The organism is Clavibacter michiganensis subsp. insidiosus, assembly GCF_002240565.1.
Classification (GTDB): domain Bacteria; phylum Actinomycetota; class Actinomycetes; order Actinomycetales; family Microbacteriaceae; genus Clavibacter; species Clavibacter insidiosus.
Genome location: NZ_MZMO01000001.1, coordinates 2,176,735 through 2,194,982, shown reverse-complemented (window position 1 = coordinate 2,194,982; position 18,248 = coordinate 2,176,735). Strand labels below are relative to the sequence as shown.

At 73.1% G+C, this 18,248-nt stretch carries 18 protein-coding genes; 11 read left to right on the top strand and 7 right to left on the bottom strand.

Annotated features, from left to right (window positions below):
- Positions 1 to 49: 49 nt before the first annotated feature.
- The 3 genes from B5P21_RS10630 to B5P21_RS10620 all read right to left on the bottom strand — a co-directional run bounded on the left by B5P21_RS10630 (position 50) and on the right by B5P21_RS10620 (position 3,476).
- Positions 50 to 730, bottom strand: a complete 681-nt coding sequence (locus B5P21_RS10630) for a response regulator transcription factor (RefSeq protein ID WP_045527459.1) — start codon at positions 728 to 730, stop codon at positions 50 to 52.
- A 122-nt stretch (positions 731 to 852) separates the two neighbouring features.
- Positions 853 to 2,064, bottom strand: coding sequence for a homoserine O-acetyltransferase MetX (gene metX / locus B5P21_RS10625; protein WP_094171124.1), 1,212 nt, complete (start codon positions 2,062 to 2,064; stop codon positions 853 to 855).
- 41 nt (positions 2,065 to 2,105) lie between these two features.
- Complete coding sequence (locus tag B5P21_RS10620; RefSeq protein WP_045527461.1) at positions 2,106 to 3,476, bottom strand: bifunctional o-acetylhomoserine/o-acetylserine sulfhydrylase; 1,371 nt, start codon at positions 3,474 to 3,476, stop codon at positions 2,106 to 2,108.
- A gap of 134 nt (positions 3,477 to 3,610) precedes the next feature.
- On the opposite strand from B5P21_RS10620, the gene B5P21_RS10615 reads away from it, so the two are divergent.
- The gene (locus B5P21_RS10615) at positions 3,611 to 4,408 is read left to right on the top strand and encodes an SDR family NAD(P)-dependent oxidoreductase (RefSeq protein WP_045527462.1); all 798 of its coding nucleotides are present in this window, start codon (positions 3,611 to 3,613) and stop codon (positions 4,406 to 4,408) included.
- Positions 4,409 to 4,444: 36 nt separating this feature from the next.
- On the opposite strand, the gene B5P21_RS10610 is transcribed toward B5P21_RS10615, so the two are convergent.
- Positions 4,445 to 5,119 carry a TetR/AcrR family transcriptional regulator gene (locus tag B5P21_RS10610; protein ID WP_094171123.1) on the bottom strand — a complete coding sequence of 225 codons (675 nt, stop codon included), beginning with the start codon at positions 5,117 to 5,119 and terminating at the stop codon, positions 4,445 to 4,447.
- 150 nt (positions 5,120 to 5,269) lie between these two features.
- On the opposite strand from B5P21_RS10610, the gene B5P21_RS10605 reads away from it, so the two are divergent.
- From B5P21_RS10605 to B5P21_RS10565, 9 genes are all read left to right on the top strand, one after another.
- Entirely contained in the window at positions 5,270 to 6,310 is a 1,041-nt protein-coding gene (locus B5P21_RS10605; RefSeq protein ID WP_080939295.1) for a TerC family protein, read from the top strand.
- Positions 6,307 to 7,128, top strand: coding sequence for a PP2C family protein-serine/threonine phosphatase (locus tag B5P21_RS10600; RefSeq protein WP_045527466.1), 822 nt, complete (start codon positions 6,307 to 6,309; stop codon positions 7,126 to 7,128). Before B5P21_RS10605 ends, B5P21_RS10600 begins: the two co-directional genes overlap by 4 nt.
- A 65-nt stretch (positions 7,129 to 7,193) precedes the next feature.
- Positions 7,194 to 8,675 (top strand): 3-isopropylmalate dehydratase large subunit, encoded by a 1,482-nt coding sequence (gene leuC / locus B5P21_RS10595; protein WP_045527468.1) that lies wholly within the window; start codon positions 7,194 to 7,196, stop codon positions 8,673 to 8,675.
- A 3-nt stretch (positions 8,676 to 8,678) separates the two neighbouring features.
- Complete coding sequence (leuD, locus tag B5P21_RS10590; RefSeq protein WP_045527470.1) at positions 8,679 to 9,293, top strand: 3-isopropylmalate dehydratase small subunit; 615 nt, start codon at positions 8,679 to 8,681, stop codon at positions 9,291 to 9,293.
- A complete protein-coding gene (murA, locus tag B5P21_RS10585) occupies positions 9,294 to 10,664 on the top strand; it encodes a UDP-N-acetylglucosamine 1-carboxyvinyltransferase (RefSeq protein ID WP_045527471.1) in 1,371 nt (456 codons plus the stop codon).
- A 123-nt stretch (positions 10,665 to 10,787) separates the two neighbouring features.
- The gene (locus B5P21_RS10580; protein WP_045527473.1) at positions 10,788 to 11,525 is read left to right on the top strand and encodes a lysophospholipid acyltransferase family protein; all 738 of its coding nucleotides are present in this window, start codon (positions 10,788 to 10,790) and stop codon (positions 11,523 to 11,525) included.
- On the top strand, positions 11,518 to 12,588 hold the full coding sequence (locus B5P21_RS10575; protein WP_106408793.1) for an NAD(P)H-dependent glycerol-3-phosphate dehydrogenase: 1,071 nt from the start codon (positions 11,518 to 11,520) through the stop codon (positions 12,586 to 12,588). The genes B5P21_RS10580 and B5P21_RS10575 overlap by 8 nt, the downstream gene beginning before the upstream one ends.
- A gap of 2 nt (positions 12,589 to 12,590) precedes the next feature.
- Entirely contained in the window at positions 12,591 to 13,700 is a 1,110-nt protein-coding gene (locus tag B5P21_RS10570; RefSeq protein ID WP_045527474.1) for a D-alanine--D-alanine ligase family protein, read from the top strand.
- A 39-nt stretch (positions 13,701 to 13,739) separates the two neighbouring features.
- Positions 13,740 to 14,726 (top strand): glycosyltransferase family 2 protein, encoded by a 987-nt coding sequence (locus B5P21_RS10565; RefSeq protein WP_236688823.1) that lies wholly within the window; start codon positions 13,740 to 13,742, stop codon positions 14,724 to 14,726.
- Here the strand turns inward: B5P21_RS10565 and B5P21_RS10560 are convergent.
- A complete protein-coding gene (locus tag B5P21_RS10560; RefSeq protein WP_045527476.1) occupies positions 14,683 to 15,195 on the bottom strand; it encodes a DUF3515 family protein in 513 nt (170 codons plus the stop codon). The genes B5P21_RS10565 and B5P21_RS10560 overlap by 44 nt on opposite strands.
- 24 nt (positions 15,196 to 15,219) lie before the next feature.
- Here B5P21_RS10560 and B5P21_RS10555 point away from each other — a divergent pair, with 24 nt between their 5' ends.
- Positions 15,220 to 16,305 carry a thiamine-phosphate kinase gene (locus tag B5P21_RS10555; protein WP_045527477.1) on the top strand — a complete coding sequence of 362 codons (1,086 nt, stop codon included), beginning with the start codon at positions 15,220 to 15,222 and terminating at the stop codon, positions 16,303 to 16,305.
- Between the two features lie 13 nt (positions 16,306 to 16,318).
- Here B5P21_RS10555 and B5P21_RS10550 read toward each other — a convergent pair whose 3' ends face one another.
- Together B5P21_RS10550 and rsmD are read right to left on the bottom strand one after the other, a co-directional pair.
- Positions 16,319 to 17,278, bottom strand: a complete 960-nt coding sequence (locus B5P21_RS10550; RefSeq protein WP_045526244.1) for an IS481-like element IS1122 family transposase — start codon at positions 17,276 to 17,278, stop codon at positions 16,319 to 16,321.
- Between the two features lie 97 nt (positions 17,279 to 17,375).
- Complete coding sequence (gene rsmD / locus B5P21_RS10545; protein ID WP_045527478.1) at positions 17,376 to 17,990, bottom strand: 16S rRNA (guanine(966)-N(2))-methyltransferase RsmD; 615 nt, start codon at positions 17,988 to 17,990, stop codon at positions 17,376 to 17,378.
- Between the last annotated feature and the right edge of the window lie 258 nt (positions 17,991 to 18,248).

Genomic DNA, 18,248 nt, shown 5'->3' with positions numbered 1-18,248 from the left:
ACTACGATCGTCCGCCGCCCGGGAGGGCCGGATCCGGCCGCTCCCCGTCCTACTCCGGCGCGATCCAGCCATGCCGGATCGCGTGGCGCCGCAGCAGGAGCTTCGTGCCCAGGTCCGTCCCCGCGTGCAGGTACTTGCGGCGTCCCCGTTTGATGTACGACTTGACCGTCTCCTCGGTCGTGCTCATCGCCTCCGCCACGTCGCGGATCGACCGCCCGCCCGCGTAGAGCACGAGCGCGCGCTGCTCCTGCTGGCCGAGCCGCGGGTCCTCCTCGGCGTGGAAGTCCTGCATCGCCTGCTGCACGAGCGCGGACTGCCGCGGCGTCCCGTCGGCGGCGGCGTGGATGCTCGCGATCAGCTCCTCCGACGACTCGGCCTTGGGCACCACCGCGGACGCGCCCGCGCGCATGGCGCCGTGGATGGTCGAGGGGTCGGCGTGCGTGCTCAGCAGCACAGACGTGAGGCCGGCGCCCGTGAGCGTGCGGATCTTCTGCGCGACCGGGACCTCGTCGCGGAGCGCGAGGTCGAGGACGACGACGTCGAACGCGCCCGGGAAGCGGTCGTCGCGCACGAGCCCGCTCCAGGTGGGGGAGGTGGCGACCACCTCGACGCCCGTGCGGGGACGGGAGAGCCGGGCGCTCAGGCCGTCCAGCAGGAGGACGTGGTCGTCGACCAGGGCCACGCGGACCCGTTGGCCGTGGCCCGTCGCATGCAGCGGACGTCGGCTCATCGGTGCTCCCCTCGTACGCCGGTGCCCGGGGGCGGCGGCGGCGTGCTCCCAGGGGAAGCATAGGAACGCATGTTGTCGCGGGCGATGCCGCACGCGGAACTCACCCCCGGACTGGGGCGCTCCTACACGGCGGCGTCGAGCAGGCGGGCGAGCTCGCGGCCCACGGCCTCGTTCTCGATGAGGAACCCGTCGTGGCCGTAGTCGGAGGAGATCACCACGACCTCGCCGCCGTCCACGGAACCGGGCACGTGCCGCGCGATGAGCCGCTGGTCCGGGACGGGGAACAGACGGTCGCTGTCGATGCCGACCACGAGGGTCGCCGCCCGCACCCGCGCGAGCGCGGCCTCGACGCCGCCGCGGTCGCGGCCCACGTCGTGCGAGCTCATGGCGTCGATGAGGCGGATGTAGCTGGTCGCGTCGAAGCGCCGGGTGAACTTGTTGCCGTGGAAGTCGAGGTACGACTCCACGGCGTAGCGGCCCTCGTCGCCCATCGGGCTGATGCCGCTCTGCCAGGAGCGGGAGAAGCGCTGGTTCAGCTCGTCCGGGCTCCGGTAGTTGAGCAGGGCCATGCGGCGCGCGAGCGCGAGGCCGCGGTGCGGGCCGTCGCCGTCGGCCGCGTCGAGGTAGTCGCCGTCGCGGTAGGCGGGATCCATCCGGATCGCCTCGGTCTGCACGGAGTTGAGCGCGATCTGGTCCGCGCTCGCGATGGCGGGGGCCGCGAGGATCGCGAGCCGGCGCATCCGGTCGGGATGCCCCACGCCCCACTCGAGCGCCTGCATCCCGCCCATGGACCCGCCGATGACCGCGGCCCACACGTCGATGCCGAGCGCGTCCGCGAGGGCGGCCTGCACCCGGACCTGGTCGCGGATGGTGATGTACGGGAACCGCGCGCCCCACTCGGCGCCGTCGGGCGCGACGGAGGCGGGGCCGGTCGTGCCCTGGCAGCCGCCCAGCATGTTGGGGGCGACGACGTACCAGCGGTCGGTGTCGATCGCGAGGCCCGGGCCGACGATTCCCGACCACCAGCCGCCCGTCGGCTGGCCCGGGCCCGCGGGGCCGCGGAGGTGGCTGTCGCCCGTCAGCGCGTGCAGCACCAGCACCGCGTTGCCGCCGTCCGGGGCGCGCTCGCCGAAGGTCTCGTACGCGACGCGGACGGAGGGGATCCGCCCGCCCGCCTCCAGCTCGATGCCGCCCACCTGCGCGAACAGGCGGTCGGCGACGGGGTCGCCCTCGCGCCACGCGCCCGACGCGGGCGGCCGGCCGATCAGGGAGCGGATCTGCGCGTCCGTCACGAGGGTCGACGGGACGGTGTCCTCGGGTGTCTGCCAGTCCATCGCGATCAGTGAAGCACCCGCGGCGGACGCGCGCCCGAGTGTTACGCCCCGCTCAGCCGGGCGCCCGGGAGCGTCGTGACGCGGGCGTCGTCCTGGACCGCCCGCGCGGCGCGGAGCCCGACCGCGAGGTCCTCGATGATGTCGTCGATGCTCTCGAGCCCGACCGAGAGCCGGACGAGTCCCGGCGTGACGCCCGCGGTCAGCTGCTGCTCCGGCGTGAGCTGCGAGTGCGTCGTCGACGCGGGGTGGATGACGAGGCTCCGCACGTCGCCGATGTTCGCCAGGTGGCTGAACAGCTGCAGCGAGTCGACGAGCGCCCGCCCGGCGTCCACCCCGCCCTTCAGCTCGAAGGAGAGGACGGCGCCCACGCCGCGCGGCGCGTACCGGTTCGCCGCCGCGTACGAGGGGCTCGTCGGCAGGCCCGCGTAGTAGACGTCCGCGATGTCGTCGTGCGCGTCGAGCCACTCCGCGACCGCCTGCGCGTTCTGCACGTGCCGCTCGATCCGGAGGCTCAGCGTCTCGATGCCCTGGATGAGCTGCCAGGCGCTCGCCGGGGCGATCGACGCGCCCAGGTCGCGCAGCAGCTGCACGCGCGCCTTGGTGATGTACGCGAGGCCGTCGCCGACCGCCTCCGTGTACGTGACGCCGTGGTACGAGGGGTCGGGGGTCGTGAGGCCGGGGAATCGCTCGGCGTGCTCGGACCACGGGAACCGGCCCCCGTCCACGACGAGGCCGCCGATGACCGTGCCGTGGCCGCCGAGGAACTTCGTCGCCGAGTGCACCACGACGTCCGCGCCGTGCTCGAAGGGCCGGATGAGGTACGGCGTCGCGATCGTGTTGTCCACGACGAGCGGCACGCCCGCCAGGTGCGCCTTGTCGGCGACGGCGCGGATGTCGAGGATGTTGATGCGCGGGTTCCCGATCGTCTCCGCGAAGAACAGCTTGGTGTTCGGGCGCACGGCCCGGGCCCAGGCCGCGGCGTCGTCCTGGTCCTCCACGAAGGTCGTGTCGATGCCGAGCTTGGCGAGCGTGTACTTGAAGAGGTTGTAGGTGCCGCCGTAGATCGAGGAGCTCGAGACGATGTGGTCGCCCGCCTGCGCGATGTTGAGGACCGCGAACGTCGACGCCGACTGCCCCGAGGCGACGAGGAGCGCGGCCGAGCCGCCCTCCAGGGCGGCGATGCGCTCCTCGACCACGGCCTGGGTCGGGTTCATCATGCGGCCGTAGATGTTGCCCGGCTGCGCGAGCGCGAAGAGGTCCTGCGCGTGCTGGGCGTCGTCGAACACGTAGGACGTGGTCTGGTAGATGGGCGTGGCGCGAGCATGGGTGACCGGATCCGGTGCCGCTCCCGCGTGGATCTGCTGCGTCTCGAAGCGCCAGCCCGCTGCCCGGTCCTCGTCGTGGTCGCTCATCGTCGTGCCTTCCCTCGTGCGTCGGTGCCGCCCGTGCGGGCGCATCACGACAGTAGGAAGCGCCCCGCGGCCGGTCAACGCGGGCCCGTCGCGGGGCGTAACCCGCGGGGCCCCGGGATCCCTACGCTGGGGTCATGTCCACAGCCAAGAGGGTCGTCGTCACGGGTGCGAGCTCGGGGATCGGCGCCGCCACCGTCCGCCTGTTCCGGAGCCGCGGGTGGGACGTCGTCGGCGTCGCCCGCCGCGAAGACCGCCTGCGCACGCTCGCCGAGGAGACCGGCGCCACGTACGCGGTCGCCGACCTCACCGTGCAGGCCGACGTCGACGCGCTCCGCGACCACCTCCGCGAGACGGGCGACGTGCACGCGCTCGTCAACAACGCCGGGGGAGCCGTCGGCACCGACTCCGTCGAGGGCGGTTCAGCGGAGGACTGGGCCTGGATGTACGAGATCAACGTGCTCGCCGTGCAGCGTGTGACGAGCGCGCTCCTGCCGCTCCTCCGCGCCGGCGTGCCCGCGGGCGGCAGCGCCGACGTCGTGACGGTCAGCTCGATCGCCGCGCAGGTGCCCTACGAGGGCGGCGGCGGCTACAACGCGGCGAAGGCCGCCGTGCACGCGATGCTCGGCGTGCTGCGCCTGGAGCTCGCGGGGGAGCCCATCCGCGTGATCGAGATCGCGCCCGGCCAGGTGCGCACGGACGAGTTCTCGCTCGTGCGCTTCGGCGGCGACCGGGCGAAGGCCGACGCGGTGTACGACGGCGTCCCCGGACCGCTGACGGCGGAGGACGTGGCCGAGGCGATCGTGCACGCGGTGGAGCTGCCGCCGCACGTCAACGTCGACCTGCTGACCCTCAAGCCCGTGGCGCAGGCGGCCCCCCACAAGCTCATGCGGAAGCCGCTCGCGGTCCGCGACGACCTGACCGACCGCGGCTGATCGCGGATCGCCCCGGGGCCGGGGTGCCCGCCGGCGTCAGGCCGCGGGCAGGGGCGCGTCGACCGGCACGTCGGGCAGCGGACCGGTGAGGAACCCCTGCACCACGGGCCCGTGCAGGGCGATGACCGTCTCGCGGGACATGCTGGCGATGGGCGCGCTCCGCCAGATGTAGCGGGTGATGGCGATGCCGCCGAGCGCCGCGCCCACAAGCGAGTTGCGGATGTCGGCCTCGTCCTGCGGGATGCCCTCGGGGAGGGCGCTCATCCAGTGCTGCGGCGCCGCCTCGGCGAACCGGCGGTAGGCCGCGCTGTCGTGGTCGGACGAGACGGTGACCCAGCGCATGATGGTGGATCCGACGGGGTGCTCCCACGTGTGCAGCGCCGCGGAGACGAGGGCCGCGCCGCGCTCCTCGATGGGCAGGTCCCGCAGCCCGAGGTACGGGGCGATGAGGTCCTCCGAGGGGCGCAGCGCCTCCTCGAGCAGGGCCTCGAGCGAGCCGAAGTAGTAGCGGACGAGGCTCGGGTCGACCCCGGCCGCGGCGGCGATGCGGCGGGCGCTCACGCGGTCGGCGCCGGACTCGATGAAGAGCATGCGGGCCGCCTCGATGATGCTGGCCCGGGCGTCGCCGGAGGTGCGGGGGCCGCGACGCCGGGGTCCGGTGTCCTGCCCGCCGTGGCCGGGTGCATCGAGCTCGTTCGCCAGTACGGACATGGGGCGTCCCTCTCGTGTCATAAGCGACCACCGTAACCGCGGGCTGTAGGCCGGATGCCCCTGATGGGGGAATTGTGAACAACCCGTCGGCCGCCATGTAGTTTCGTCGAGGCATGTCCGTGCCGCTCCCGTGCTGCAGAAAGCCTCCGCGTGCCCCTGGTCCTCCCCCTCCCGTTCGAGATCGTCTCGCTGACGGTGCTCGTCCTCGTCCTCGTCGCCGACCTGCTCATCGTCTACCGGCGCCCGCACGTCCCCTCGACGAAGGAGTCGGCCCTCTGGGTCGCCTTCTACGTGGGGCTCGCGCTGGTGTTCGCGGTCATCATGCTGTTCGTCGCGGGCGGCGAGCATGCGGGCCAGTTCCTCGCGGGGTGGCTGACGGAGTACAGCCTCAGCATCGACAACCTGTTCGTGTTCGTCATCATCATGAGCCGGTTCAGCGTGCCCCGGAAGTACCAGCAGGAGGTGCTCCTGGTGGGCATCATCATCGCTCTGGTGCTCCGCGGGATCTTCATCCTGCTGGGCGCCGAGCTCATCGAGAGCTACAGCTGGATCTTCTACATCTTCGGCGCGTTCCTGCTCTACACGGCGATCAAGCAGGCGGTGGGCGACGAGGACGAGGAGAGCGAGGACTCGCTCTTCATCCGATTCCTCCGCCGGCGTCTCAAGATCGCGCCGGACTTCGACGGCTCCAAGGTCCGCACCGTCATCGACGGCCGCAAGGTGCTCACGCCCATGGTCATCGTGTTCGTCTCGATCGGCACCACCGACCTGATCTTCGCGCTCGACTCGATCCCCGCGATCTTCGGCATCACCGAGTCGCCGTTCATCGTCTTCACCGCGAACATCTTCGCCCTCATGGGGCTCCGCCAGCTCTACTTCCTGCTCGGCGGGCTGCTCGACCGGCTGGTGTACCTCAAGTACGGGATCGCGTTCATCCTCTTCTTCATCGGCGTGAAGCTCGTGCTGCACGCCATGCACGAGAACACGCTGCCGTTCGTCAACGGCGGCGAGGGCATCGAGTGGGCGCCCGAGATCCCGACCATCGTGAGCCTCGTCGTGATCCTCGCCTCGATGGTGGTCGCCACCGTCGCCAGCCTCCTCAAGATGCGGGCCGACGGGATCCCGGTCACCGGGCCCGCGGCCGAGCCCGCATCCGCGGAGCGCGGCGACGACGACCGGGACGCGCGATGACCGAGGCGCGCACCATCGCGCTCGGCGGGCGGCGCATCCACGTCAGCTGGGCCGCGCGCACTGACGTCGGCAGCGTGCGCGCCGTGAACGAGGACGGCCTCCTCGCCGATCCTCCCGTCTGGCTCGTCGCCGACGGGATGGGCGGTCACGCGTTCGGCGACCGCGCGAGCGCCACGCTCGTGGAGACCTTCGGCGGCCTGTCCGGCGACGCCCCCGTGACGCGCGACCTCATCGTGGAGGCGGTCGACGCGTCCAACGACGCGATCGGCGACCTCATCACGGGCGACGATCCGCCCGGCACGGTGGCCGGCACCACGCTCGCGGGCGTCGCGCTCGTGCGCTCGGACGGCGGCGACCCGCTCTGGATGGTCTTCAACGTCGGCGACTCGCGCGTCTACGCCTGGACGGACGGCCGCCTCGAGCAGGTCACGATCGACCACTCGGCGGTGCAGGAACTCGTCGACCAGGGCCGCATGACGCGCGCGGAGGCCGAGCGGAGCCCGGTGCGGAACCTCATCACGCGGGCCGTCGGATCCCACGACGAGGTCGCCGCCGACGAGTGGCTGCTGCCGGTCGTCGACCACCAGGTGTTCCTCATCTGCTCCGACGGGCTCACCAAGGAGCTCGACGACCAGGCGATCTCCGGCGTCCTCCAGCTGGCGCGCGCGGACGGCGGCGGCGTCGACCGGGCGGCGGACGCCCTCGTCGCGCAGGCGCTGGCCTCCGGCGGCCGCGACAACGTGACCGTCGTGGTCATCGAGGCCCTCGCGGACGCGGAGCCGCTCGACGACGGGTCCGCGGGCGCGCCCATCGCCTGAGGAATAGCGGCGGGCACCCGGCGTTAGACTCCCATGATGCGCGTGGGGACCCTCGCGCCACTGCCATGAGGAGAGCCGTGCAGCCTGCGAAGACCCTGGCCGAGAAGGTGTGGGCCGACCACCTGGTCGCCGAAGGGGAGGACGGGACGCCCGACCTCCTCTACATCGACCTCCACCTCGTGCACGAGGTCACCAGCCCGCAGGCCTTCGACGGCCTCCGCCTCGCCGGCCGCCCCGTGCGCCGCCCGGACCTCACCATCGCGACCGAGGACCACAACACCCCGACCGTCGGCATCGACCGGCCCATCGCCGACCTCACGAGCCGCACGCAGATCCACACCCTCCGCAAGAACGCGGAGGAGTTCGGGATCCGGCTGCACTCGCTCGGCGACCTCGAGCAGGGCATCGTGCACGTCGTCGGCCCGCAGCTCGGCCTCACCATGCCGGGCATCACGGTCGTCTGCGGCGACTCGCACACCTCCACGCACGGCGCGTTCGGCGCGATGGCGTTCGGCATCGGCACGAGCGAGGTCGAGCACGTCATGGCCACGCAGACGCTGCCGCTCCAGCCGTTCAAGACCATGGCGGTCACGGTCGAGGGCACGCTGCGCCCCGGCGTCACGGCGAAGGACATCATCCTCGCGGTCATCGCGCAGATCGGCACCGGCGGCGGGCAGGGCTACGTGCTCGAGTACCGCGGCAGCGCCATCCGCTCGCTCTCCATGGAGGGCCGCATGACGATCTGCAACATGTCGATCGAGGCGGGTGCCCGCGCCGGCATGGTCGCCCCCGACCAGACCACGTACGACTACCTGCGGGGCCGCCCGCACGCGCCGACCGGCGCCGACTGGGACGAGGCCGTCGCGTACTGGGACACGCTCGCGACCGACGACGACGCCGTGTTCGACGCCGAGGTCTTCCTCGACGCGGACACCCTCGAGCCGTTCGTCACGTGGGGCACGAACCCCGGCCAGGGCGTCTCGCTCAGCGAGCCCGTGCCGGATCCCGCGGCCGTCGCCGACCCGAACGAGCGCGCCGCCGCCGAGCGCGCGCTCGCCTACATGGACCTCGCCCCCGGCACGCCCATGAAGGAGATCGCGGTCGACACCGTGTTCATCGGCTCCTGCACGAACAGCCGCGTGGAGGACCTGCGCGCCGCCGCCGAGATCGTGCGCGGCCGCACCAAGGCCGAGGGCGTCCGCGTCATGGTCGTCCCGGGCAGCGCGCGCGTGCGGCTCGAGGCCGAGGCCGAGGGGATCGACAAGGTGTTCACCGACTTCGGCGCCGAGTGGCGCTTCGCCGGCTGCTCCATGTGCCTCGGCATGAACCCCGACCAGCTCGCGCCGGGCGAGCGCTGCGCCTCCACGAGCAACCGCAACTTCGAGGGCCGCCAGGGCAAGGGCGGTCGCACGCACCTCGTGTCGCCGCTCGTGGCTGCGGCCACCGCGATCCGCGGCACGCTCTCGAGCCCGTGGGACCTGCAGGAGGACGGCGTCGTCGACGCCGCGTCCATCCGCCAGGCCGCCGCCGTCGGAGAGGGGGCCTGAGCCGTGGAGCCCATCAGCCGCGTCACCGGCACCGCCGTGCCGCTCAAGCAGTCCAACGTCGACACCGACCAGATCATCCCCGCCCAGTTCCTCAAGCGCGTCACCAAGACGGGCTTCGAGGACGCGCTGTTCTTCCAGTGGCGGCAGGATCCCGACTTCTTCATCAACCAGCCGGTCTACGAGGGCGCCACCGTCCTCGTCGCCGGTCCGGACTTCGGCACGGGCTCGTCCCGCGAGCACGCCGTGTGGGCGTTGCGCGACTACGGCTTCCGGGCCGTGCTCAGCCCGAGGTTCGGCGACATCTTCCGAGGCAACTCCGGGAAGCAGGGCCTCCTCACGGGGATCGTGGCGGAGGACGACGTCGAGAGGCTGTGGGCCGCGATGGACGCGGAGCCCGGACTCGACCTGACCGTCGACCTCGTCGAGCGGATCGCCACGGCACCCGGCCTGACCGTCCCGTTCGAGATCGACGAATACACTCGGTGGCGGCTCCTCGAGGGGCTCGACGACATCGCCCTCACCCTCCGGGACGAGGACGCCATCACCACCTTCGAATCACGACGGGCCGCATGGCGCCCGCGCACCTTGCCGGCCCGGCCGGCAGCTCTGGAGAACTGAATGAACTCACTAGTCAGCGACGCCAAGAAGGCGGGGGAGCGGGTGGGCCTCCTGTCCGACTCCATCGTGATCAACGGCGGCATCCCGCTGCGCGGTCGCATCGAGGTGCGCGGGGCCAAGAACCTGGCCACGAAGGCCATGGTCGCCTCGCTCCTCGGCGAGAGCCCCAGCCTCCTGCGCTCGGTTCCCGACATCAGCGACGTCCGCGTCGTATCCGGCCTCCTCGAGGTGCACGGCGTCACGCTCCGCAAGGGCGAGCAGGAGGGCGACCTCATCCTCGACCCGAAGGACGTCGAGAGCGCCCACATGGCGGACATCGACGCGCACGCGGGCAGCTCGCGGATCCCGATCCTGTTCTGCGGCCCGCTGCTGCACCGGCTCGGCGAGGCGTTCATCCCCGACCTCGGCGGCTGCCGCATCGGCGACCGCCCCATCGACTTCCACCTCGACGCGCTGCGCGCGTTCGGCGCCGTCGTCGAGAAGCTCCCGAGCGGCATCCGCCTCACGGCCCCCGACGGGCTGAAGGGCGCGAACGTGGAGCTGCCCTACCCGAGCGTCGGCGCGACCGAGCAGGTGCTGCTCACGGGCGTGCGCGCGAAGGGCATCACGGAGCTGAAGAACGCGGCCATCGAGCCGGAGATCATGGACCTCATCGCGATCCTGCAGAAGATGGGCGCGATCATCTCCGTGGAGCCGAACCGCGTGATCCTCATCGAGGGCGTCGACCGCCTCGAGGGCTACACGCACCGTGCGCTCTTCGACCGCAACGAGGCCGCGAGCTGGGCGTCCGCCGCGCTCGCGACCGGCGGCGACATCTTCGTCGGCGGCGTGCGCCAGGCCGAGATGATGACCTTCCTCAACGTGTTCCGGAAGGTCGGCGGCGCGTTCGACATCGAGGAGGACGGCATCCGGTTCTACCACCCGGGCGGCGACCTCAAGCCCGTGGTCATCGAGACCGACGTGCACCCCGGCTTCATGACGGACTGGCAGCAGCCGCTCGTCGTGGCGCTCACGCAGGCGCCCGGCGTCTCGATCATCCACGAGACCGTGTACGAGAACCGCTTCGGGTTCACGGACGCGCTCAACGAGATGGGCGCCGACATCGTCGTGCACAAGGAGGGCCTCGAGGGCCACGAGCGCCGCGTGGCGCGCCGCGACTTCGAGCAGGCCGCGGTCATCACCGGGCCGACGCACCTGCACGGCGCGGACATCACCGTGCCCGACCTGCGCGGCGGGTTCAGCCACCTCATCGCCGCGCTCACGGCCGAGGGCCGGTCCACCGTCAGCAACGTGGGGATCATCTCGCGCGGCTACGAGGACTTCATCGGGAAGCTGCGCCAGCTGGGCGCGGACTTCTCCTACGAGGGATAGCCTCGCCGGCGGTGCCCGCGCCGCCCACGCCGGCCGGGCGCGTCCACGAGGGACGCGCCCGGCCCTCCCTCGGGCGGATCCCGACGGGCGACCGACGACGACCGCGACCCGACCGGAGGATCCATGGCGAACGAGAAAGCCCGACCGTCGATCTTCTGGGTTCTGGCCGCCCTCGTGCTGCCGGTGCTCAACGCGGCCGTGCGGTTCGAGATCCGGAGCCCCGAGCGGCTGCCGCGGACGGGTTCGTACGTGCTCGCGCCGAACCACTACAGCGAGATCGACCCCGTCGTGATGGGAGCCGTGGCGTGGAAGCTCGGGCGCCAGCCCCGCTTCCTCGCGAAGGCGTCGCTCTTCGACGTGCCGGTGGTGGGCTGGTTCCTCCGCCGCTCCGGCCAGATCCCCGTGCAGCGCGACGGCGGCGTCCGCGGCGGGCAGGCCATCGAGGCCGCGTCGGACCTCGCGCGCGACGGCCGCATCGTCGTCGTCTACCCCGAGGGGACGCTCACGCGCGACCCCGACCTCTGGCCCATGCGCGGCAAGACCGGCGCGGTGCGCCTCGCCCTGCAGGCCGGGATCCCCGTGATCCCCGCCGCCCACTGGGGCACGCAGCAGCTCATGGGCCGCTACTCGAAGCGCGTGCGGCTCTTCCCGCGGAAGACCATCCACGTCGTCATCGGCGAGCCCGTCGACCTCGACCGCTTCCGCGACCGGAGCCTCGACTCCGCGACCCTCACCGAGGCGACCGCCGTCGTCATGGCCGCCATCACGCAGCTCGTGGAGGAGCTGCGCGGCGAGACCGCCCCGACCGAGCGGTGGGATCCCCGCTCGAAGAACCAGAAGGAGACCGGCCGTTTTGAGTGACGCGACCGCGCGCCCGACCCCCGCACCCGCCGCATCGGCACCCGACCCGAGCGCAGGGGAGCGGCGTCGCATCGTCGTCCTCGGCGCCGGCAGCTGGGGCACCACCTTCGCGAAGGTGATGGCCGACGGCGGGAACGACGTCGTCATGTGGGCCCGGCGGCCCGAGCTCGCCCGGGAGATCACCGAGGCCAAGCGCAACAGCGACTACCTGCCGGGGATCAACCTGCCGCAGCGGCTCACCGCCGACCCGTCGCTCGAGCGCGTGCTCCAGGGCGCCACGGACGTGTTCGTGTCCGTGCCCAGCCAGACCCTGCGCGCCAACCTCGAGGCGGCGCGCGACCTCATCCCCTCCGACGCGGTGGTCGTGAGCCTCATGAAGGGCGTGGAGAAGGGCACCGGCCTCCGCATGAGCGAGGTCATCGCGGAGGTGCTCGGCATCGTCCCGGAGCGCATCGCCGTGGCGTCGGGCCCGAACCTCGCGCTCGAGATCGCCCGCGAGCAGCCCACCGCCGTCGTGGTGTCCTCCGCGGACCAGGGGACGGCCGAGCGCGTGGCGAAGATCGCCCGCAGCCCCTACTTCCGCTCGTTCGTGAACACCGACGTGATCGGCACCGAGTTCGGCGGCGTGCTCAAGAACCTCATCGCGGTCGCGGTGGGCATCGTCGACGGCGTCGGCTACGGCGAGAACACGAAGGCGTCGATCATCACGCGCGGCCTGGCCGAGATGACCGCGTTCTCCGTGGCCTACGGCGCCCGCGCGGAGACGCTCGCGGGGCTCGCGGGACTGGGCGACCTCATCGCCACGTGCGAGTCGTCGCTGTCGCGCAACAACACCGCGGGCCGCCTGCTCGGCCAGGGCTACAGCTTCACCGACGTCGTCAAGAGCATGCAGCAGACGGCCGAGGGGCTCTCCTCCGTGGCGCCCGTGCTCGAGCTCGCCCGCCAGCGCGACGTGCTCATGCCGATCGTCGAGCAGGTGTCGCAGGTGCTGGCGGGCACGCTGTCGCCGCGCGACATCGCGCCCCACCTGACCACCGACGACGACACGCCCCAGGGGGAGTGACCATGACCGCACGGATCCGGGTGGTGCTGCTCTTCGGCGGCACCTCCAGCGAGCACTCCATCAGCTGCGCGACCGCGAGCGGCGTGCTGGGCGCCATCGACCGGGAGCGGTTCGAGGTGATCCCCGTGGGCATCACGCCGGCCGGGGCCTTCACGCTCCAGGAGGACGACGCCTCCGCCCTCGCCCTCGACGCCGACGCGCTGCCGCAGGTGTCCGACAACGGCACGCGCGTGCGTTGGCCCGAGGACGCGGGGAGCCGCGAGCTGACGGTGCGCGACGCGGACGGCACCGAGCGCTCGCTCGGCCGGGTCGACCTCGTGTTCCCGATCCTGCACGGCACGCAGGGCGAGGACGGGACCGTGCAGGGCATGCTCGAGCTCGCCGGCCTGCCCTACGTCGGATCCGGCGTGCTCGCCTCCGCGCTCGGCATGGACAAGCACTACGCGAAGACCATCCTGAGCGCCGCGGGCATCGCGGTCGCGCCGTGGGTCACGGTCTCGCGCCACGAGTGGGCCGCTGACCCCGCGGGCGTCCGGGAGCGGGCGGCCGCGCTCGGGCTGCCGGCGTTCGTGAAGCCGGCCCGCGCCGGATCCAGTGTGGGCGTGAGCCGGGTCGCCGCGGCCGACGGTCTCGACGCCGCCCTCGAGGTCGCCTTCCGGGAGGACGACCGCGTGCTCGTCGAGTCGGGCCTCGTCGGCCGCGAGGTCGAGTGCGCGATCCTCGACGAGGGCCCGGGCCGCGAGCCCAGCGCCTCCGTCGCGGGCGAGATCGTGGTGTCCGGCCGCGACTTCTACGACTTCGACGCGAAGTACCTCGGGGCGGACGGCATCGACCTGGTGTGCCCCGCCGACGTCACCGACGCCGAGCTCGCCGAGCTGCGGGAGCTGTCGATCCGCTCCTTCCGCGCCGTCGACGGCCGGGGGCTCGCGCGCGTGGACTTCTTCCTCACGGCCGACGGCTTCGTGCTCAACGAGATCAACACGATGCCGGGCTTCACGCCCATCTCGATGTTCCCCGCGTGCTGGGAGGCCTCGGGCCTCGCGTACCCGGACCTCATCTCGCGCCTGCTGGACGTGGCGCTCGCGTGGGAGGCGGATGGCGCCCGCGCCTGACCCCGGTCGTCGCGCAGCGATGAGCCTAGGCTCGGGCGCATGCTCGTAGGACGATACGTCGCCCGGCCTCGCCTCCATCCCGACGCCCGACCCGGCCGGCTCCTGCGGCTCGGGGACCGGACGTCGTCACCGCGTCCGGCGGCGGCCACGCGTCCGGCGACGCCCGTGCGCCCCACCGTCTCCGTCGTCATCCCCGTGCGCGACGACGCGGGGCACCTGCGCTCGTGCCTCCGGGCCCTCGCGGGGCAGACCGTCGCGCCCGACGAGGTCGTCGTGGTCGACAACGCGTCCCGCGACGACAGCGCGGACGTGGCGCGCGAGGCGGGCGCGCGCGTCGTGCACGAGCCCGTGCTGGGGATCCCCGCGGCTGCGTCCGCCGGCTACGACGCCGCGCGCTCGGAGGTCATCGCCCGGCTCGACGCCGACTGCGTGCCGCCGGCCGACTGGATCGAGCGGCTCGGCGACGTGCTCGCCGCCCGTCCCGACGTCGCCGCCGTCACCGGCGCCGCGCGGTTCCTCGACGGGCCGCGCGCGCTCCGCGGGGTCGCGGCGGTCGCCTACCTCGGCGCGTACTTCGCGTCCGTGACGCTCGCGCTCGGGCACCCACCGCTGTTCGGATCCAACTTCGGGCTCCGCCGCGACGCCTGGCTCGCCGTGCGCGACGAGGTGCACCGCGAGGGCACGCACCTGCACGACGACATCGACCTGTCCGTGCACCTGGGTCCCGAGCACCGCATCGTGCTCGACCCGCACCTCGGCATGGGGATCAGCATGCGGCCGCTCACCCGGCCGTCGACCCTGCCGCTCCGGATGAGCCGCGGCATGGCGTCGCTGACGGTGCACTGGCCGGGCGAGCTGCCGTGGCTGCGCTGGTGGCGGACGGGTGCGCGGGTGCTCGACGAGCGCGGGGCACGGCGCGCGGTCGGAGCCGCACGCGGGCGCGTCGCAGGCACGGGATCCGTGCCGACCGGATCGCTCCCGGTCAGCTCCCCGGAGGCGGCGCGTCCCCGAGGTCCTGCGCGCTGACGCACTTCGCGGTCTGCGGGATGACCGCGACGACGCCGCTGAGGTCGGTGAGCGCCGTGTAGCTGGCCTGCGTGGAGTCGATGACGACCTCGACCGCGGGCGTGCGACCGTAGGTCGTGTAGCGGATGTCGGGGGCGCGCGAGTCGTCCTCGACCCAGTCGACGTCGTCGTAGCTGATGCACGCGTCGGTGGTGGGGCCGGGCGTCGCGACGCCGCAGCGGAGGATCACGGTGCTCTGCGGATCGCCCCACGCGCCCGTGCCCTGCGCGTCCGTCTCGCGGAGCGGCGCGGTGCCGAGCTGGGCGGGGAGGTGGACGACCACGTCGGCGCACAGCGGATCGGTGGCGGCGGGGGCCGCCTCGAGCGAGACCGTGGGGGCGCAGCCGGCGACGGCGAGGGCGATGCCGCACGCGGCGGCCGCGGCGGCGGCGGGGCGCAGCAGGGCGCGGGCGGGGCGGCGGGGAGTCATCGCGATCAGGCTACCGTGGCAGTCGTGACGACTCCTGGGACGCCCTCCGCGCGCGACACGGCCACCCTCGGGAGCGCGGGGGAGCTGGCGACCCTGGCGCGGATCCTGCCCCACCTGCCCGCCGCGGACGACGCCGAGGTGGGTCCGGGCGACGACTGCGCGGTCGTGCGGGCGCCCGACGGGCGCTTCGTGATCACCACCGACATGATGATCGAGGGCCCCGACTTCCGCCGCGCCTGGTCGACGCCCCACGACCTCGGACGCCGGGCGGCGACCTCGAACCTCGCGGACGTGGCCGCCATGGGCGCCCGGCCGACCGCGCTCCTCGTCGCCATCGCGGCCCCGGCGGGCACGCCGGTCGCCGACCTCGAGGCCCTCGCCGACGGCCTGCGGGAGGGCTGCGTCCTCCAGGCGCCGGGGTGCGGCGTCGTGGGCGGCGACCTCTCCGTGTCGGACGCGCTGGTGATCACGGTCACGGCCACGGGCGACCTCGAGGGGCGCGACCCCGTGCTGCGCTCCGGCGCGCGACCGGGCGACGTGATCGCGGTGGCCGGCGCGCTCGGCATGGCCGCGGCCGGCGTCCGCCTCCTCTTCGACCTGGCCACGAGCGCGGCACCGCGCGGCGACCTCGTCCCCGACGCGGCGCTCGCCCGGGCGCTGCGGGCGTCCCACCCCGCCGCGGTCGAGGCGCAGCTGGCGCCGGTCGCACCGCTCACCGCCGGGGTCGACGCGGCGCGCGCCGGCGCCACGGCGATGCTCGACGTCTCCGACGGGCTCCTCCTCGACCTCGGCCGCATGGCCCGCGCGAGCGGCGTCGGCATCGACCTCGCATCCGCCGCCCTCGCCGACGACGCCCGCCGGGTCGCCGCCGCGCACCCGTCGCTGCCGCCGGCGGCCCTCGACCTCGTGCTCACCGGGGGAGAGGACCACGCGCTCGTCGCGGCGTTCCCGGCGGGCGCGCCGCTGCCGGGGCCGTTCCGCCCGATCGGCGTGGTCGCCGCCCCGACGGCCGACGGTCCTGCCGTCACGGTCGACGGCGCGACGTACGCGGGACCGCGCACGGCGCTCGGCGGCTGGGACCCGTACGCCGACTGGGACGGGGCGCGCTAGGTGTACTGAGTCATCACGTTGGTGACACTCGGGCCGCGGGCGTCAGCCCGTGGCTCGAGTGGATTCGTTCAGTGTTGTAGTGCTGGATCCACGGATCAAGGGCGTCGGTTCTGGCTTGGTTGCTGGTGAAGGGTTGCCGGTAGGCCCACTCGGTCGCGAGGGTGCGGTTGAAGCGTTCGACCTTGCCGTTCTGCCAGGGGCAGTGCGGGCGGATGAACTTCTGCCTCGCACCGAGCTGCGTGACCGCGTTCTGGAACGCGGCCGAGTGCCGGTAGGCGAACGCGTTGTCCGTCAGGACCCGTTCGATGCGGGTGATGCCGTGCTCGGCGAAGTACGCCGCGGCCCGGGTCAGGAACCCTGCCGCGGTCACGCCCTTCTCGTCCGGGTGGATCTCCGCGTAGGCGAGGCGGGTGTGGTCATCGACCACGGCGTGGACGTAATCGAACCCGATCCCACGACCACGAACCTGTTCGCTGCGGCCATGCGCCCGCCAGCCGCCGCCGTCCGGGATCCGGCCGAGCTTCTTCACGTCGACGTGGATCAGGTCGCCGGGATGCTCATGCTCGTACCGGTTTGCCGTCGACCGGGATGCCCGGATCACGGCCCCGGTGACGGGGTCCAACCATGCCAACGGCGGTGCCCCGTGCCGCCGCAGGATGCGGGAGATCGTGCGGGCTGGAACACCGGTCACCGGCGCCAACCGGGCAGGACCTGATCGCAATCGGGTCCTCGCTTCCACGACGGCTCGTTCTCGTTCCGGGCTCGTCCTCGTCGGCACCCGTCTCGGCCTCGAGGACCGGTCCGACAAGCCTTCGAAGCCCTCGGACCGGAACCGATTCACCCACCGATGCGCGCACTGACGCGACACACCGAGTTCGCGCGCGACATGCGAGACCGGCCGACGATCCTCGACCACCCGCCGCACGAGGAGAACCCTCCCGTGAACCGTCAGACGAGCATTAGCGTGGGACATCGAGGCCTCCTGGCAGTGGCAGAACTAGACAGCTCCATCAAGCCAGGAGGCCTCCTCACACGCCCCGAAGTGTCACCAACGTCATGGCCGGGTACAGCTAGGACGCGGGCTCGTCCGCGCCGTCCGGCAGGTCCTCGTCGTCGGGCGATCCGGCGACCGCCCACCACACGACGGTGTCGCCGTACGCCTTCCTGCGGTCGAGCGCGATCCCCGCGGGCCACGCCGGCTCGGCCGAGCGCGCGCTGCGCTCCACCATGACCACGGCCCCGTCGACGAGCCGCGGGACGAGCGCGGCCAGCTCCTCCGCCAGCTCGGCGTCGCCGACCTCGTACGGCGGATCCAGGAACGCGACGTCGTAGGAGCCGCGGTCGGCCGCGAGGAAGGCGCGCACGCTCTGGGCGGCCACTCGGATCCGCGGCTCGCCACCCCGCGGCGCCGCGCGCTCGACGATGCCCGCATTCGACCGGCAGACGGCGGCCGCCGGCACCGCGCGCTCCACGAGGACGACCTCGCGCGCACCGCGGCTGGCGGCCTCGAGGCCGAGGGCCCCGGATCCGGCGTACAGGTCGAGGACGCGCGCGCCGTCGAGCGCGTCCCGGGCCTCGAGCCCGGAGAAGAGGGCCTCGCGCACGCGGTCGCTCGTGGGGCGCGTGCCCGTCCGGGGCACGCGGAGGACCAGGGAGCCGGCGAACCCGGCGACGATGCGGGTCACGACGGACGGCCGGCGGGGCGCGGGACGGCGGCGTTCGGAGCAGGGTGCACGGGCGACCACGCTACCCGGCATGTCCGCCCCCGGAGGCGGGCCGGACGCGCCCGGATCCCTGACGTACGCTGCCAAGACGCCCACGACGCTGGAGGACCTCCGTGACGAGTCCCGAGTCCGAGTCCGTCCCCCTGCACGCCGGGTCGGGACAGCCGCCCGCCCGGATCCGCGCCGCCGCGCGTCAGGCCGACCGCACCCACGGGGCGC